At 68.4% G+C, this 16,306-nt stretch carries 16 protein-coding genes; 11 read left to right on the top strand and 5 right to left on the bottom strand.

Annotated features, from left to right (window positions below):
- Window positions 1-14 precede the first annotated feature (14 nt).
- The 3 genes from dmpG to KTR9_RS04875 are packed head-to-tail and all read right to left on the bottom strand — an operon-like array spanning window position 15 to window position 2,836.
- Window positions 15-1,109, bottom strand: a complete 1,095-nt coding sequence (gene dmpG / locus KTR9_RS04885; protein ID WP_014925469.1) for a 4-hydroxy-2-oxovalerate aldolase — start codon at window positions 1,107-1,109, stop codon at window positions 15-17.
- Window positions 1,106-2,011, bottom strand: coding sequence for an acetaldehyde dehydrogenase (acetylating) (locus KTR9_RS04880; protein WP_014928743.1), 906 nt, complete (start codon window positions 2,009-2,011; stop codon window positions 1,106-1,108). The genes dmpG and KTR9_RS04880 overlap by 4 nt, the downstream gene beginning before the upstream one ends.
- A gap of 36 nt (window positions 2,012-2,047) precedes the next feature.
- Window positions 2,048-2,836: a 2-keto-4-pentenoate hydratase gene (locus tag KTR9_RS04875; RefSeq protein ID WP_014928742.1), complete on the bottom strand. Its 789-nt coding sequence runs from the start codon at window positions 2,834-2,836 to the stop codon at window positions 2,048-2,050.
- Window positions 2,837-2,981: 145 nt separating this feature from the next.
- Between KTR9_RS04875 and KTR9_RS04870 the strand changes: the two genes are divergently transcribed.
- Genes KTR9_RS04870 through KTR9_RS04860 form a run of 3 tightly spaced genes read left to right on the top strand, consistent with a single transcriptional unit; the run spans window position 2,982 to window position 5,991 of the window.
- On the top strand, window positions 2,982-3,794 hold the full coding sequence (locus tag KTR9_RS04870; RefSeq protein WP_014925468.1) for an enoyl-CoA hydratase-related protein: 813 nt from the start codon (window positions 2,982-2,984) through the stop codon (window positions 3,792-3,794).
- Window positions 3,791-4,933, top strand: coding sequence for an acyl-CoA dehydrogenase family protein (locus KTR9_RS04865; RefSeq protein WP_014925467.1), 1,143 nt, complete (start codon window positions 3,791-3,793; stop codon window positions 4,931-4,933). The genes KTR9_RS04870 and KTR9_RS04865 overlap by 4 nt, the downstream gene beginning before the upstream one ends.
- Complete coding sequence (locus tag KTR9_RS04860) at window positions 4,930-5,991, top strand: acyl-CoA dehydrogenase family protein (protein WP_044505903.1); 1,062 nt, start codon at window positions 4,930-4,932, stop codon at window positions 5,989-5,991. The genes KTR9_RS04865 and KTR9_RS04860 overlap by 4 nt, the downstream gene beginning before the upstream one ends.
- Before the next feature lie 27 nt (window positions 5,992-6,018).
- Here KTR9_RS04860 and KTR9_RS04855 read toward each other — a convergent pair whose 3' ends face one another.
- Window positions 6,019-6,642, bottom strand: a complete 624-nt coding sequence (locus KTR9_RS04855; protein WP_014925465.1) for a TetR/AcrR family transcriptional regulator — start codon at window positions 6,640-6,642, stop codon at window positions 6,019-6,021.
- Between the two features lie 195 nt (window positions 6,643-6,837).
- Here KTR9_RS04855 and KTR9_RS04850 point away from each other — a divergent pair, with 195 nt between their 5' ends.
- The 6 genes from KTR9_RS04850 (at window position 6,838) to KTR9_RS04825 (ending at window position 12,830) form a co-directional block, all read left to right on the top strand.
- Window positions 6,838-8,184 carry a nucleotide disphospho-sugar-binding domain-containing protein gene (locus KTR9_RS04850; RefSeq protein ID WP_044505901.1) on the top strand — a complete coding sequence of 449 codons (1,347 nt, stop codon included), beginning with the start codon at window positions 6,838-6,840 and terminating at the stop codon, window positions 8,182-8,184.
- A 1-nt stretch (window position 8,185) separates the two neighbouring features.
- Window positions 8,186-8,596, top strand: a complete 411-nt coding sequence (locus KTR9_RS04845) for an ester cyclase (RefSeq protein WP_014925463.1) — start codon at window positions 8,186-8,188, stop codon at window positions 8,594-8,596.
- Window positions 8,593-9,564: an alpha/beta hydrolase gene (locus KTR9_RS04840; RefSeq protein ID WP_014925462.1), complete on the top strand. Its 972-nt coding sequence runs from the start codon at window positions 8,593-8,595 to the stop codon at window positions 9,562-9,564. The genes KTR9_RS04845 and KTR9_RS04840 overlap by 4 nt, the downstream gene beginning before the upstream one ends.
- A 104-nt stretch (window positions 9,565-9,668) precedes the next feature.
- The gene (gene kstD / locus KTR9_RS04835) at window positions 9,669-11,408 is read left to right on the top strand and encodes a 3-oxosteroid 1-dehydrogenase (RefSeq protein ID WP_014928741.1); all 1,740 of its coding nucleotides are present in this window, start codon (window positions 9,669-9,671) and stop codon (window positions 11,406-11,408) included.
- A 4-nt stretch (window positions 11,409-11,412) separates the two neighbouring features.
- A complete protein-coding gene (locus KTR9_RS04830; protein ID WP_014928740.1) occupies window positions 11,413-12,276 on the top strand; it encodes a MaoC/PaaZ C-terminal domain-containing protein in 864 nt (287 codons plus the stop codon).
- A 122-nt stretch (window positions 12,277-12,398) separates the two neighbouring features.
- Entirely contained in the window at window positions 12,399-12,830 is a 432-nt protein-coding gene (locus KTR9_RS04825) for a DUF6918 family protein (RefSeq protein WP_010842144.1), read from the top strand.
- 79 nt (window positions 12,831-12,909) lie between these two features.
- Here the strand turns inward: KTR9_RS04825 and KTR9_RS04820 are convergent, their stop codons facing one another.
- Window positions 12,910-13,107 (bottom strand): hypothetical protein, encoded by a 198-nt coding sequence (locus tag KTR9_RS04820; RefSeq protein ID WP_010842145.1) that lies wholly within the window; start codon window positions 13,105-13,107, stop codon window positions 12,910-12,912.
- A gap of 228 nt (window positions 13,108-13,335) precedes the next feature.
- On the opposite strand from KTR9_RS04820, the gene KTR9_RS04815 reads away from it, so the two are divergent.
- The gene (locus KTR9_RS04815; protein ID WP_014925461.1) at window positions 13,336-14,991 is read left to right on the top strand and encodes an MFS transporter; all 1,656 of its coding nucleotides are present in this window, start codon (window positions 13,336-13,338) and stop codon (window positions 14,989-14,991) included.
- 18 nt (window positions 14,992-15,009) lie between these two features.
- Window positions 15,010-16,305, top strand: a complete 1,296-nt coding sequence (locus KTR9_RS04810) for an SLC13 family permease (RefSeq protein ID WP_014925460.1) — start codon at window positions 15,010-15,012, stop codon at window positions 16,303-16,305.
- The last annotated feature ends 1 nt before the right edge of the window (window position 16,306 follow it).

Below are 16,306 nucleotides of genomic sequence, written 5' to 3'. Positions count from 1 at the left end.
TCGACGGATCGCCCTCACACCCCGGCGTTCGCGTCCTGCTTTTTCTTGAGTTCGAGCGCGATGTCGATCAGCTGGTCTTCCTGACCTCCGACTAGTTTGCGGCTGCCCGCCTCGAGGAGGATCTCCGCCGCCGAGACGCCATAGCGTTCGGCGTGACCCTCGGCATGCTTGAGGAACGAGCTGTAGCAACCGGCGTAGCCCATCATCATCGCCGAGCGGTCGACCAGGCACTCCGACGGCATGGCCGGACGGACGACATCCTGTGCGGCGTCGGCGATCTTCATGAAATCGACTCCGGTGGTGATGCCGAGCTTGTCGCACACACCCACGAAGGCCTCGGTGGGTGTGTTGCCCGCGCCCGCACCGAAGCGCCGGATCGAGCCGTCGATCTGCTGCGCACCCGCACGAATCGCGTTGACCGAGTTGGCAACCGCGATGTCGAGGTTCTCATGACCGTGGAACCCGACCTGCGCGTCGTTGCCGAGTTCGGCCACCAGGGCCTCCACCCGCACGGTCACGTCTTCGAGGACGAGGGCACCCGCGGAGTCGACGACGTAGACACACTGACATCCGGCATCGGCCATGATGCGGGCCTGCTTGGCGATGACCTCCGGCGGCTGGCTGTGGCTCATCATCAGGAACCCGACGGTTTCCAGGCCCAGATCGCGGGCGAGTCCGAAGTGCTGGATGGAGACATCGGCCTCGGTGCAGTGCGTCGCGATGCGGCAGATCTGGCCGCCGTTGTCCTGCGCGGCCCGGATGTCGTCCTTGGTGCCCAACCCGGGCAGCATCAGGAACGCGATCTTCGCGCGCTTCGCAGTCTCCGCGGCGGCCTTGATCAATTGCTGCTCAGGAGTTTTGGAGAAGCCGTAGTTGAACGACGACCCGCCCAGACCGTCACCGTGGGTCACCTCGATCACCGGCACACCCGCCTCGTCGAGTGCGCCGACGATCGCGCGGACCTCGTCCTCGGTGAACTGGTGGCGCTTGTGGTGGCTACCGTCACGCAGCGACGAGTCCGTGATGCGGATGTCGAGGGTGTCGGAGTACTTGCGCGCGTTCGCCATCAGCTTCGGGTCGCGCGGTGTCAGAACCACATTGGTGCTCATGCGGGGACTCCCAGCTTCGTCTTCGCGATCTCTTCGCCGACCTTCGTGGCGGCAGCGGTCATGATGTCCAGATTCCCGGCGTAGGGCGGCAGGAAGTCGCCCGCACCCTCGACCTCGACGAAGATCGACACCCGGGCATGTCCGCCGTTCAGAACGCTCGGCGGATCGAACTGGGGGTCCTGGAGCAGTCGATAACCCGGCACGTACGCCTGGATCTCTTTCTCCCGTCGGTGAATCGACTCGGCGATCGCATCTGTGTCCGCATCTTCGGGGATGGCGCAGAAGATGGTGTCGCGCATGATCATCGGCGGGTCGGCCGGATTGAGGATGATGATCGCCTTGCCGCGCTGCGCACCGCCGATCGTCTCCACGCCCTTGGAGGTGGTGGCCGTGAACTCGTCGATGTTGGCGCGGGTGCCCGGCCCGGCCGACACCGAGGCCACGGACGCGACGATCTCGGCATACGGCACCGGCACAACCGAACTCACCGCATGCACCATCGGGATGGTCGCCTGACCGCCGCACGTGATCATGTTGGTGTTCGGCGCGTCGAGATGCTCACGGAGATTGGCCGGCGGCACCACTGCGGGTCCGACAGCGGCCGGGGTGAGGTCGACGGCGACGATGCCCGCCTCCTCGTACTTCGGCGCGTATTCGCGGTGCACATAGGCCGAGGTCGCCTCGAAGATCAGATCCGGACGCTCCGACGACGCCAACAGCTCGTCGGCGCCGCCGCTCATCGTGATCAGGCCATGATCAGCCGCGCGCTTCATGCCCTCGGAGGCGGCATCGATGCCGACCATCCAGCGCGGCTCGATCACCTCGGAGCGCTCCAGCTTGTACATCAGGTCGGTGCCGATGTTGCCCGACCCGATGATCGCTGCGGTCAGCTTGGCTGCCACGGGTTCCTCCTCATACTCGGTGAAAGTTGTTCGTGTCTAGATGAAGTCGAGCGTGACGCTGCCCAGGCCGGCGAACTCCGCCACGAAGTGATCGCCGGACGATATGTCGATCGCCCGCGTCGCGGTGCCCGGCAGGATCACATCGCCCTTGCGCAGGCGCACCCCGAAGCCCTCGACCTTGCGCGCGAGCCAACTCACGGCGTTCAGCGGATGCCCCAGTACCGCAGACGAATTGCCCTTGGCGACGATCTCGCCGTTGCGCGTCAGCGTCGCCTCGATGTCGCCGGTGTCGATCTCGGAGATCGGGACGCGTTGCTGACCGAGGATCCACCCACAGGACGACGCGTTGTCGGCGATCGTGTCGCAGAGCGTGATCTTCCAGTCCTTGATCCGGGAGTCGATCAACTCGATCGAGGGCACCACCCAGGCCACCGCGTCGATCACGTCCTCGTTGGTGCAGCCCTCGCCCGGCAGGTCCTCGCCCAGGATGAAGCCGACCTCGACCTCGACGCGCGGGAAGCACAGTTTCTTCGCGTCGATCGGGGTGTGTTCGAAGTACTGCATGTCGTCGAGCAGATGGCCGTAATCCGGCTCGTCGACGCCCATCATCTTCTGCATGGCCTCCGAGGCCAGGCCGACTTTGTGCCCGGCGACCTTCGCTCCGGCGCCGAGGCGCTTGCGGATGTTGATCAGCTGGATCTCGTAGGCGTCGACCACATCGAGGTCGGGGTGGGCGTCGGTCGGCCGGTCGATGGCGGTCGCCGACGCCTCCGCCCGCGCCAGATCGGCAGCGATCTGCTCACGAATCCCCTGCTCAACCGCCATCGTGCCCTCGCCTTCCGAATGTGAACGTGTTCTAGTTTAGAACACGTTGCAGAGTCGGGGCACTCCTCGGGGCGATCGGTGAACTTTTTCGCGGCGAGGCCGGGATCGGCGATCACACCAGCGGCGGGGGACTACGGTCGTCGTCATGAGTTCCGAGTCCCCGAATCCCGTCTCGCCGGACGACGACACCGGCGAGGCCATCCTCACCTCCGTCAACGACGGAGTGGGAAGGCTGACGCTCAACAACCCCCGCCGCAAGAACGCCATCACCCTCGAGATGGCCGCGGCCATCGAGCGATTCTGTGATCGAGTCATCGACGACGACAACGTCGGCGCCGTCGTCGTGGACGCCGTCGGCTCCTACTTCTGCAGCGGCGCCGACACGAGAATCCTGGCCGCGGCGTCCGCCGATCCGGCCGCGCCGTCGTCGGTCGCGCAGCTGTCGGCCGTCTACCGCGCGTTCGTGCGGGTCGGCTCGTTGCCGGTACCGACAGTGGGGGTCGTCGTCGGCGGGGCTGTCGGCGCAGGCCTCAATCTCGCACTCGCCGTCGACCTGCTCGTCACCACGCCCGACGCCGTCCTCGACAGCGGATTCCTCGCTCGCGGGATACATCCCGGGGGCGGTCACCTCGCGCTGCTGAATCGGGCGGTGGGCAGGGCGAACACCATCGCCCTCGCGGCGTGCGGCCAGTCGTTGTCCGGCGAGCAGGCCGTCGAGCGCGGTCTGGCGTACGCGGCCGCGCCCGTTCCGGACATCCCGGCGATCGTCGACGGTCTGACCGGACCCGCCGCGCGCGACCCCGAGTTGACGCGACGTGTGATGGCCAGTGTCCGAATGGAACTCGGACCCCCGGCGGTGACGTGGGATTCGGCGATCGAGATCGAGCGCGGCACCCAGATGTGGTCGATGGCGCGCAAGGGGCAGAACTGGTCGTCCCGCGGTCCCGGCCGGTCATGAGCCGGGGCGCCGTCGCGGACGACGTCCTGCACGCCCTCCGCGACGAGGTGCGCACCTTCCTGCGCACCGAACTCGCCGACGGAGCCTTCCGTCCCGACGTCGACAGCTGGATGACGGGTTTCGATCCCGACTTCAGCCGACGCCTCGGCGAGCGCGGCTGGCTGGGTCTGACCATGCCCGTCGAGTACGGCGGGCAGGGGCGCACGGCCGTCGAGCGTTTCGTGGTCACCGAGGAACTCCTCGCACACGGTGCACCCGTGGCGGCGCACTGGATCGCCGACCGCCAGATGGCTCCGAGCATCCTCGCCAACGGCACCGAGACGCAGAAACGGCGCTACATCCCCGGAATCTCCTCCGGGACGGTCTTCTTCGCGATCGGGATGAGCGAGCCGGACGCCGGCTCCGACCTCGCGAGCGTGCGCACCCGGGCCACCGGCAACGGCGACACCTGGTCATTGCGCGGCACCAAGGTCTGGACCACGGGCGCCCACATCGCACATGCGATGGTGCTGCTCGCACGCACCGACGGCAGCACCGAGGACCGCCGGGAGGGACTCTCGCAGTTCGTCGTCGACCTCCCCCACCCCGACATCGAGATCCGTCCGCTCGCGAGCATCGACGGTGAGGCGCACTTCAACGAGGTGATCTTCCACGACGCCGTCGTGGACTCCTCGGCCCTGCTCGGCGTTCGCGGCCAGGGATGGCGACAGGTGATGAGCGAGTTGGCCTTCGAACGCTCGGGTCCGGAACGCTATCTCAGCACGTTGCCGCTGCTCCGAGCCTGGACCGGCCTGCTTCGTGAGCACGGTGCCACGCCGGAGCAGCGACGGACTCTGGGCGAGCTCACCGCACAGGCGTGGGCGCTGCGCCAGATGTCGTTGCAGGTGGCGCGGGAACTCCATGCCGGGGGTGAGCCCGACGTGCTCGCGGCGATGGTCAAGGATCTGGGATCGACGTTCGAGGGCGATCTGGTGAGCGCAATCCGGGACGCGTCCGGCGCGATCCCCCGTCGCACCGGTGGGACCGATTTCGAGCGCATGCTCGCTCAAGCCGTCCTGCACACACCGGCTTTCACCCTGCGTGGAGGAACCAACGAGATCCTGCGCGGCATCATCGCGCGCGGACTGGGGATGCGATGAGCGACTTGGCCACCGAACTCGCCGCCGCGACCGCGGCCATGCTGGCCCGCTTCCCGGTCGACCTGCGCACGCCGGGCGCCGAATCCGGCACAGAGCTCTGGGCGGCACTCCTGGACGCCGGTTTCACTTCCGTCGACGTCCCGGAGGAGGCCGGGGGCCAGGGCGCCGACCTGGCCGACGCCCTCGCGGTCCTCGACGCCCTCGCCGGAGCCGGTGCCCTCACGCCCTACGCCGAACACGCCCTGCTGGCCGCCTGGCTCGCGGGCAATGTCGGCCATTCCCTCGACGGAGCCACCGCGACCGTCGCAGTCGTCGACGATGCGACAGTCGACCGGGACGGTGAGCGAGTTCGTCTGAGCGGTGACGCAGTCGGTGTCGCCCACCTCGCCACGGCCGAGGTCGTCGTGGCGCTCGCGGGTACCCCGGACGGACCGGTGATCGCCGTCTGCAGGTGCGACTGTCCGGGCGTCCGCCTCGACAGCGGTACCGACCTGTCGGGAATGTCGTTCGGCGACATCGACTTCGAAGGCGTCGAGGCAGACTTTGCGGCCGCGTCACCGATCACCGTCGACGATCTGCGGACCCGCGGCGCTCTGGTCTACGCCGTCGCCCTGGCGGCTGCAGCTCGCGCGGTGCGCGAGCGCACGGTGCGATACGCCGCTGAGCGCGTCCAGTTCGGCCGGCCGCTGGCGAAGTTCCAGGCGATCCAGCAGACCCTGGCCCGTATGGCCGCGCAGACCACCCTCATGGAGACCGCAGCACGGGCCGCGACCGACGCCGCATCGGGCGACGCCGTGACAGCCCGAAATGCGATCGCGGCCGCGAAAATCGTCACGTCGCGGCACGCACACGAGGTCGCGGCCGCGGCCCATCAGATCCACGGCGCCATCGGGTTCACCGCCGAGCACGCACTCGGACGGTTCACCACGGCACTGTGGGGCTGGTCCGATCGTTACGGCGACGACCATGAGTGGGCGAACGTCCTTGCCGAACGGATCCTCGACGGCGGCGTCGATTCGTGGGATGTGATCGTGGGTGGACGGGACGGAAACGCGTGAGTCCTGGACGTATTCACGAACGCGTCGTCACCGCATCGCGGCCTCGATACTGACGATCATCCATTTCTTGAGTCGTGCGGGGGTCCATCCCCGTTCGACGGTGAAGTAGCGGTAGGTGGCCGGGCTGGTGAGATGGCTGAGGATGTCCGCGAATTCGTCGACCTCGGTGTCCTCGATGAGGTTGCGATGGACGAACCAGTGAGAACCGGTGTGCACGTCGTCGAGCCGGCGTAGTTCGGATCGTTCGAGTTGCTCCCCGATGGTGGGATCGGAATCCGCGGCGAGCGTCGCGGCGTGCCACAGATCTGCGATCCGGCTGTTCGCGGCAAGTATGTGGTCGAGGTAGCGGTCGATGGCCCGGGCGGTGTCGGCCTCCTCCATGATCGCGATGAACTCGGGCCGCTCGAGTAGCGAGACGAACTTCTCGTCGCCGGTGAACCCCCGCTCGAGCACCGCCATCATCAGCGACGCCTTCGAACCCGCCTGATGGACGGTGCCCACGGCAACGCCCGCACGGTCGGCGATCTGCTGCAGCGTGGTCCGCGAATATCCCTGGGCGACGAACAGCTCTTGGGCGGCATCCAGGATTCTCGAGCGTGTGTGCGCCGCGCTGATCGCACGTTTACGCGGAGTGTACGGGCGTCTGCTCATGCCGGCCTCCGCTACGGTTGGTGTCGAATTCCATCGATTCTAGCGCGGCGTCGACAAACGTCCCCGCGGGAGCGATGGGGCGGCACTCGTCGGGTATAGCGCCTGATCAGCGACGATACCCCGCACACAATCGTTTCCCAGCAACCTCGACACATATTCGATAGAGTCTGGCTCTATCGAATATACGGAGGCTGGATGTCGACATACCTGATGTGCAGTACGCCCCTGGCAGGTCATGTCGGACCGGTCATCGCCGTCGGAAGCACGTTGGTCGACCGGGGGCACACGGTGATCGTGGTGACCGGTTCGCGTTTCACCGACCAGGTCGCCGCCGCGGGCATGATCCCTCACCCGCTCGACGGCACGGCCGACCTGGACGAGCGCGATCCCGACAGCTTCACTCCGGACCGTGATCGCTACCGCGGGCTGGCCCTGTCCCGATACCAGGTGCAGTGCACGTTCATCGACCCGCTCGCAGACCAGGCCCGCGCGGTGGACTCTGCCCTCGGCGTTCACGACGTCGATGCGGTGCTGTGCGACGGCACGTTCGCGGGAATCATCCCGTTGTTGTCCCGCCCCGCGAGCCGGCGGCCGCCCGTACTCGGTCTCGGCACCATGCCGCTCGCGCAGACGAGCCCCCATGTGGCACCGTTCAACAGCGGCCTGAGACCCATGGGCGGCCCGGCCGGGAGAATACGAAATCGACTCGCACACCTCATGGTCCGACACGTCCTGTTCGCATCGACACAGCGACGCGCACGAGAGTTGGCCCGGGGCGCCGGCGGTTCGCTCGACCACTTCGTCCTGGACCTCTCCCGCGCATTCGACAGATTCGTCCAACTGGGTCCCGCCGAGTTCGAGTACCCGCGGCCCGATCTGCCCGCCGACACAGTGTTCGCGGGGCCGGTGCTCGACCGACATGCACATCCCCCGGACGACGCCCGAACGATGTCACCATGGTGGTCGGAGTTGCTCGACGACGACCGCCCGATCGTGCATGTCACGCAGGGCACGCTCGACAACCACGACTTCTCCCAACTCGTCGAACCGACGCTGACAGGGCTGGCCGACATGGACGTCCGGGTCGTCGTCAGCACCGGCGGGGCAGATCCCCGGTCGGTGATCCCGAGCGGCAACGCGACCATCTCGCAATACCTCGACTACGACGCGCTCCTACCGCGGACCTCGGTCATGATCACCAACGGCGGTTACGGCGGCGTGCTGCACGCGCTGAGCCACTCGGTGCCCGTCGTCGTCGCGCCGGGCGGGGAGGACAAACCCGAAGTCGCCGCCCGTGTACGACATTTCGGAGTCGGAGTGGATCTCGGAACCCGGCGCCCGTCGCCCCGGCAGATCTCCGATGCGGTCGCCAGCGTCCTCGCCGACGACGAGTTGGCAGGCAGATGCGCCCGCATGGCGCGCGCGATCGCCGACTACGACCCGGCACGCATCGTGTCCACCCAACTCGACGACCTGACCACCGCGAACAGCCACCAAACCATCCCAACCACCCGACCGACGACACCCCAGGAGGAGCACTGACATGACCGATGCACGAACGGTGATCGACGCGCACATCGACGCGTTCAACACCCGTGAGCCCGCTAACGAGCCGTGGTCGTCCGACGCCGAATTGATCGCTCCGGGTGGGTCATTCGCCGGAAGGGACCAGGTGCTCGGGTTCCTGTCGGTCTTCCAGGGCGCGTTCCCCGACGGCCGACTCTCCGTTCACTCCTACGTCATCGACGCCGAACACGCCTCGGTCGAGGGAGTCTTCGCCGGGGTCCACGACGGCGTGTTGCAGAGCCCGCAGGGCGCGGTCGACCCCACCGGGAGGTCCGTGACGTTCCGGTGGAGCGCAACCTACGGCGTGCGAGGTTCGGAACTCGTGTCCGAGCACCTCTACTTCGACCAGCTCGACTTCCTCGGCCAGTTGGGTCTGCTGCCGGGATGAGATCCGGTGGACGGCGACTCCTGTCAGCCACCCTCATCGCGGCGGCACTGGCACTGTGGACACCGGGGGTCGCATCCGGGGCCCCGACCGCGACACTGGTGAGAAGTGTTGCGGTCGAGGATCATCGACACGACCTGCTCATCCGTTCACCTTCCATGGGCCGAGACGTACCGGTCACCGTGCTGCACCCGGCCCACCGAGGCCCTCGCGGCACGCTCTATCTCCTCGACGGCGGCGGCCACAAGGGAACGGTCAGCGACTGGATCACCGAAGCCCGCGTCGATCGCTACTTCCGTGACAAAACGGTCAACGTGGTCATGCCGAGCGGTCAGGGCGCCTTCTATACGAACTGGAACCGCGCGGACCCGAGGTTCGGCCGCCCGCAGTGGGAGACCTTCCTGACGCGCGAACTCCCCCCACTCGTCGACCGCCTGTTTCACGGCACCGGCAGAAACGCGATCGCCGGGCTGTCCGCCGGCGGCCAAGCGGCCTTCACACTCGCGACCCGTCGCCCCGCGATCTACACCGGCGTCGGTTCGATCAGCGGTTGCCCTCCCACCACCGGTCCGGTCAACGAGTCGCAGATCCGCGCCGCCGTCATCAGAGACGGTGGCGACCCCACGAACATATGGGGCGCCTGGAACGGGCCGGGGTGGGCCGACCACGACCCGGCGCGTCGGCTGTCCGCCCTGCAGGGCAAACACATCTTCATCGCCGCCGGGACCGGCGCACCCAGCCCCCTCGACCGGCTGACCAGGCTGGATCCGGGACGTTCCCGCCTCGAGAAGATCACCACCGGCGCGGTGCTCGAGAGCCTGGTGAACACGTGCTCGCGGGACTTCGTCGCCCGGATGCGCGCCGCCGGACTGCGCCCGGCCACGCATTTCCGACCCGTCGGCACCCACGCCTGGCCATACTGGGCCCGCGACATCCCCGTCCTGTATTCAGCACTCTCGCCGGGCCTCTGACCGCCACCCGCGCGGGCACGATCACCCACCCCTGGCGTCCCATTTCTGAAACGTGTTCTAATTCAGGTAGAACACGTTCCAGCTGCGCGCACGAAGGGGACCCAATGGCCGGCTCGACCGAACCAGAACAGACCAGCACCCGATCCGAGACCCCGGCACCCGAGACGTTCGACGTCGTCGTCGTGGGGGCCGGCGGTGCGGGTCTGAGCGCGGCGATCACCGCAGCTCAGAAGGGCCTGTCGACGGTCCTGATCGAGAAGTCGCCGTACTGGGGCGGCTCGACGTCGCGGTCGGGCGGCGGGGTCTGGATCCCGAACAACTCGGTGCTGCGCCGCGACGGTGTCATCGACACACCGGACAAGGCCCGCGAGTACGTCCACGCGATCATCGGCGACCATGCCCCGGCCGATCGGATCGACGCCTACATCGACCGTGGGCCCGAGGCCCTCGACTTCCTGATGGCACACGCCCCCCTCGACCTCGAGTGGGTGAAGAACTACTCCGACTACTACCCGGAGGCACCCGGCGGCCGGCTCGCCGGACGGTCGATCGAGCCGCGCCCGTTCGACGCGCGCCGCCTCGGGGACGACCTGAAGACCCTGCACCCGCAATACACCAAGGCACCGCTGAACATGGTGGTGCTGCAGTCGGACTACCGCTGGCTCAACACCGGCCTGCGTCACTGGCGCGGTCCGCTGCGGATGGCGAAGGTCGGCAGCCGCTTCTTCTGGGCGCGCAGCCGGGGCAAGAAGCTGATCGCCATGGGCGCCGCGCTGGCCGCCGAACTCCTCATCGGCGTACGCCAGGCCGGCGTCCCGGTCCGGCTGAACACCGGCCTGGCCGACCTCATCACCGAAGACGGCCGCGTCGTCGGGGTGATCGCCGAGTCCGACGGCAAGCGCGTCGAGATCCGAGCACGCCACGGCGTGATCCTCGCCTGCGGCGGGTTCGAACACAACGACGAGATGCGCAAGAAGTACCAGCGCGACCCGATCGGCTCCGAGTGGACCACCGGCGCCCCGAGCAACACCGGCGACGGCATCAACGCCGGACTCAAGATCGGCGCCGCGGTGTCCCTGATGGACGACGCCTGGTGGGGCCCGACGATCCCGCTGCCGCGCGGTCCGTGGTTCGCGCTGTCGGAGCGGGCGGTACCCGGAACGTTCATGGTGAACACGCGCGGACAGCGCTACATGAACGAGTCCCTGCCGTATGTCGAAGCGGTGCACCAGATGTACGGCGGCCGGTTCGGTCAGGGCGAGGGTCCCGGCGAGAACGTGCCGTCGTGGCTCATCTTCGACCAGCGCTGTCGCAACCGCTACCTCTTCGCCGGCATCAACGCACGACAACCGTTGCCCAAGAAGTGGTTCGAGTCGGGTGTCGTCGTCAAGGCCGACAGCATCGCGGCACTGGCCGAGAAGATCGGTGTGCCGGTCGACGCACTGACCGCCACCACCGAGCGGTTCAACGGTTTCGCCCGCAAGGGCGTCGACGAGGACTTCGGGCGTGGCACAAGCGGTTACGACCACTATTACGGCGACATCACCAACAAGCCCAACCCGAGCCTCGGCGAGGTCAGCAAGGGCCCGTTCTACGCGGTCAAGATGGTCCCGGGCGATCTCGGCACCAAGGGCGGGATCAATGCGGATGCGTCGGGTCGCGCTCTGCGGGCCGACGGCTCGGTCATCGAAGGTCTGTACGCGGCGGGCAACACCAGCGCCCCGGTCATGGGACACACCTACGCCGGTCCGGGCGCGACGATCGGTCCGGCCATGGTGTTCGGCTACCTCGCCGCCGCCGACATCGCCGCCAAAGCCGCCGCCCCCGCATCCACAGGAGCCTGACACGATGCCCATCGACCTCTCCGTCGCCCTCGGCGCCGAGCTGCCCGAGGTGAGCTTCGAATGGTCGGCGTCGGACGCCGCCCTCTACAACCTCGCGGTGGGTGCCGCATCAGACCCGATGGACACCACCGGGCTCGAGTACGTCCACGACTCGACACCGAAGGTGCTGCCCACCTTCGCCACCGTGGCCGCCGGCTTCCACACCACCGAACCCCCGAAGGTGTCGTTCCCCGGCATCGACATCGACCTCGCGAAGGTCGTCCACGGCAGCCAGCAGGTGACGGCCTACCGGCCACTGCCGGCCGGCGGCAAGGCGACCACCCGCACCCGGATCGCCGAGATCCAGGACAAGGGTTCGGCCGCGGTGATCGTGCAGGAGTCGGTGACCGCCGACGACGACGGCCAGACCCTCTGGACCTCCCGCTCGTCGATCTTCGCCAAGGGCGAGGGCGGCTTCGGCGGCGAACGCGGTTCGTCGGCGAGGGTCGACTATCCCGACCGCGCGCCGGATCATCGCCTGACCGTCGCGACGCTCCCCCAGCAGGCCCTGCTCTACCGGCTGTGCGGGGACCGCAACCCACTGCACTCCGACCCCGACTTCGCCTCTCGCGCCGGGTTTCCCCGGCCGATCCTGCACGGCCTGTGCACCTACGGCACGGTCTGCCGCGCGATCGTCGACGAGGTCCTCGGTGGCGACGTGACCGCGGTCGCCGACTATTCGGCATCGTTCGCGGGCGTGGTGTTCCCGGGCGAGACCCTCGCGGTCGAGGTCTGGGAGGACGGCTCCCGGTTGCTGGCCACCGCGACCGTCGCCGAACGCGACGGCGCGAAGGCCCTCGGCAATGTGGTCTGCGAACGTCGTCGATAGTCCCGGGGCCGCGACGGCTCGGACGCAGCCCGGCGACGCTGTCGCGTGGGGCCAGTACGCTACACACGCGGACCGTGAGGCGGCCCGCAGGTTCCATGTCGCATATCCCCGAGGAGACGCCCATGAGCGATTCGCTGACGCCCCTACTCGCCGACAACCGCAGCGCACTGGTGACCGACCTCGTCGGTGTCATCGACGCCGAGGTGGCCGACCAGTCGGGTCTGAGCGGCGCTGCTGTGAAGACCGCCTACTCCGCGGTCCAGAAGGTGAAGCCCGGTGTCGTGCGCAGCGCCACCGATCAGATGGCCGAGGACTTCCTGAAGGCGCTGGCGCCGTTCTGGGATTCGAAGCCGGCCGGAGTCGCCTTCGGCGATCACCTGACGGCCCACAGCGATGCGGCGGCCGAGGCCCTGCTGTCGGTCACCGACGAGCAGGCCGAGACGGCCAAGCCCGCACTCGCCAAGGCGTACAACTCCCTGCGCGGCAAGGGGAAGAAGTACGTGATCGCGGCACTGCCGCGTCTGGGTGCCGCCATCGAGCGGCACGCCGCCTAGAAGTCGGCGCGCGCGTCGTCGGCGGTCACACCGACATCTCGACGGAGTCGGGTCAGACCGCCCCTCCGACGGAGTCGGGTCAGACCGCCGACGACGCGATGGCCACGAGAGCCACGACGACGCCGATGAGCGCGGCCAGCATCGACAGCACACGCCACACGTGGACGCGAGCAGGCGAGATCTCGGTCCCGTTCGGGGCGACGTCGGGCGATGCGGCCGGGGTCGCGACAGCGGGGGTAGCAGCGGCGGGGGTTCGTGCGATTCGGGGTGAGGCCATGACCTGTCACCACTTTCGGTTGTCCGGGGCCAACGGGGACCGGCACGGTCTCGCGTTCGCCCGGTATCGATACTGCAGTGATAAATGTGTCACAAGTTACTCGAGTAGCGTTGGCGCCCACATAGCGTGTCGCGATAACGAAATCGCAACACAGGCTCGGCGGCGGCGATCGTGCCTCCGACCGAACATGTGTCGCCGCATGCAGACCCCGAAAGCGCAGGACGCCGAATGAGATTACCGTCCGCCATCCGCCTCGACGCGAAGTCTGCGTGGCTCGTCCTCGTCGCCTGTCTGTCGGTCAGCATGGTCGTGGCCGCGATGGCGGCCCTCAACACCGCCCTGCCCGACATCGCGATCGACACCGGCGCCGACGCCGGACAGATGACGTGGATCGTCGACGGGTACACCCTGGCGCTCGCGGCGCTGCTGCTCCCGGCGGGCGCGATCGGCGATCGGCTGGGTCGCCGCGAGGTCCTGATCGCCGGCCTCGTGTTGTTCGGAGTCGCCTCGCTGGTGGCGATCTGGGTCGACGGCCCGACCCAGTTGATCCTGGCCCGGTGTTTCGCCGGCGCCGCCGCGGCGCTGATCATGCCGACCACGCTGTCCCTCATCACCTCCGGGATGCCGGAAGGTCAACGCGCGGTCGGGATCAGCATCTGGTCGGCGATCGCCGGCGGCGGAGCGATCGCCGGCTTCCTGGTCACCGGCCTCCTCCTCGAGTTCTTCTCCTGGCACTCGATCTTCATCACCTTCGCCGCGGCATCGGCCGTGGCTGCCGCCCTCTGTCTGACCATCGGCACGTCGAAGGACAGCGACCCCGGCCGCTTCGACATCTTGGGAACGGTGTGTTCGGTCCTCGCCATCACCGGAGTCGTCCTCGGTCTCCTGGAGGCTCCGCATCGGGGCTGGGCGGATCCCGTCGTCCTGGTCTGCATCATCGGGGGCGTGTTGCTCGCCGCGGCTTTCGTCGTCGTGGAACTGCGGTCGACGTCACCGCTGTTCGACGTCCGGCTACTCGGCAACCGCGCGTTCGGATCCGGGTCCCTGTCGGTCGCGGTCCAGTTCCTCGCCTCGTTCGGCATGTTCTACCTGCTGTTGCAACTGTTGCAGCTGGTGTTCGGCTACACGCCGCTGCAGTCCGCCCTCGCGCTGATGCCGTTCGTGGCCGGCGTCGGCCTCACCACGCTGTTCGCGAACTGGCTTGCCGTGCGGCTCGATTCGCTCAAGTTCGTGATCGCCGGCGGTGCGCTGCTGTCCGGTGTCGGCCTGATCCTCCTCGGTTCGTTCCGGTACGAGACCTACTGGACGCTGGCCGGGGTGGTCGCGGTGATCGCCGTGGGTATCGGCCTGGCCTCGGCGCCGGCGACGACAGCCATCATGTCCAACACCCCGCTCGACAACCAGGGTGTCGGCTCGGCGGTGAACGACACGGCCCGCGAGATCGGCGCGGCGATCGGCATCGCGATCGCCGGCAGCATCGTCGCCGCGGGGTATCAGTCGCGGATCGGTGACACCGCACAACTGGCGCGTGAACAGCTGGCCGCAGCCGGTCAGCAGCGGATCGCCGCCGGCGACAGCGCCGGTGGCCAGGCCATGATCGCCGAGGCCGAGCAGGCCTCGACGCTGATCGAACGGTCCCTCGCCGAGGCGACGGTGGTCGTCGACAGATTGTCCGGCCAGGCCGCCGACCTCGCGGAGACCATCGCCGAGGGCAGCCGAGAGGCCTTCTACGCCCCCTTCGAGCAGGCGTCGCTCGTGCTCGGCGGGATCATGCTCGTGAGTTCGGTGGCGCTGCTGTGGCTGACCCCGCGGCGCGTCGTCGAGGTGCCGTCGGACGTGGCAGAGCCCGACCCGGACCGCGACGACACCTACGCCCGTGACTGAGTGACGTAGCCTGTCCCGGTGCTCCTCACCGCGGACAGCGTCGCCGGCACCGTGGTCGGTGTCGCCGCCCTGCTCGTCGTGATCGTCGCGACCGTTGTCGCCCAGCGTATTCCGGCCGTGGTGGTGGCCGCACCGGTCGCCGCGTTACTCATCGCGCTCGGTCTCGCCGACCTCCAGGACGCTGCCGACGAGATCACCACGATGGCGCCGACCATCGGCTTCCTGGCCGCGATGCTGGTGGTCGCCGACGCCTGTGCCCGCGCCGGCGTCTTCACCTGGATCGGGTCGCTCCTGGCCCGGTGGAGCAGGGCCTCGCCACATCGACTGTTGCGCATCGTCTTCCTCGCGGCCGCGGCGACGACCGCGGTCCTCAGCCTCGACACCACGATCGTCCTGCTGACCCCGGTGGCCGTCGCCACCGCACGGCGGATCGGCGCGCGGGTGACACCGGTGGCGTTCGCGAACGCCCACCTGGCCAACACCGCATCGACCCTCATGCCGGTGTCCAACCTGACCAACCTCCTGGCGTTCTCCGCGACCGGGCTGAGCTTCCTCGGTTTCACCGGCGTGATGCTGGCACCCTGGGTCGCCGCGATCGTCGTCGAATACCTGATCTTCCGCCTGTACTTCGCCGATTCGCTCGCGCGCGCGGCGCCCGCCTCCGGTTCGGACTCCGGCGAGAACACCGCGGTCGGGGATCCACCCCGCCCCACCCTGATGCTCGCGATGCTCGGGCTGCTGCTGGTCGCCTTCGTCGTGACCGAACCGCTGGGCGTCCCCCTGGCCGCGGTGGCCGGCGTGGGCGCGGTCGCGTTCACCGTGCCGCGGCTGCTCGACGCCCCGCTACCCACCCTGCGGGACACGCTGATCGCGGTGAACCTCCCCTTCCTCGGGTTCGTCGCCGTGCTCGGTGTCGTCATCCTCCCGGTCCGAACCGGCCCGATCGGCGACTGGATCGGCGGGTTGATCCCCGGCGAGTCCACCCTCCTCGCGCTGCTGGCGGTCGCCGCGCTGGCCGCGGTCCTGGCCAACCTGGTCAACAACCTGCCGGCGACCCTGCTCCTCATCCCGCTCGTCGCGCACGACCCGGGCTTGGTGCTCGCGATGCTCCTCGGGGTCAACCTCGGCCCCAACCTCGCCTACTTCGGGTCGCTGGCCAACCTGCTGTGGCGCGACATCATGCACCGCGACGGTTCCGGTGGGGGCACGGGCGCCCCGACCTCCCGCGAGTACCTCCGCCTCGGCGCACTCACCGTCCCGGCGACGCTCGTCGTCGCGGTGGTCGCCCTCTGGGCGGTGCTGCGGTTCACCTGAC

The sequence above is a fragment of the Gordonia sp. KTR9 genome (genome assembly GCF_000143885.2).
Classification (GTDB): Bacteria; Actinomycetota; Actinomycetes; order Mycobacteriales; family Mycobacteriaceae; genus Gordonia.
This window is presented reverse-complemented; position numbering and strand designations above follow the sequence as displayed.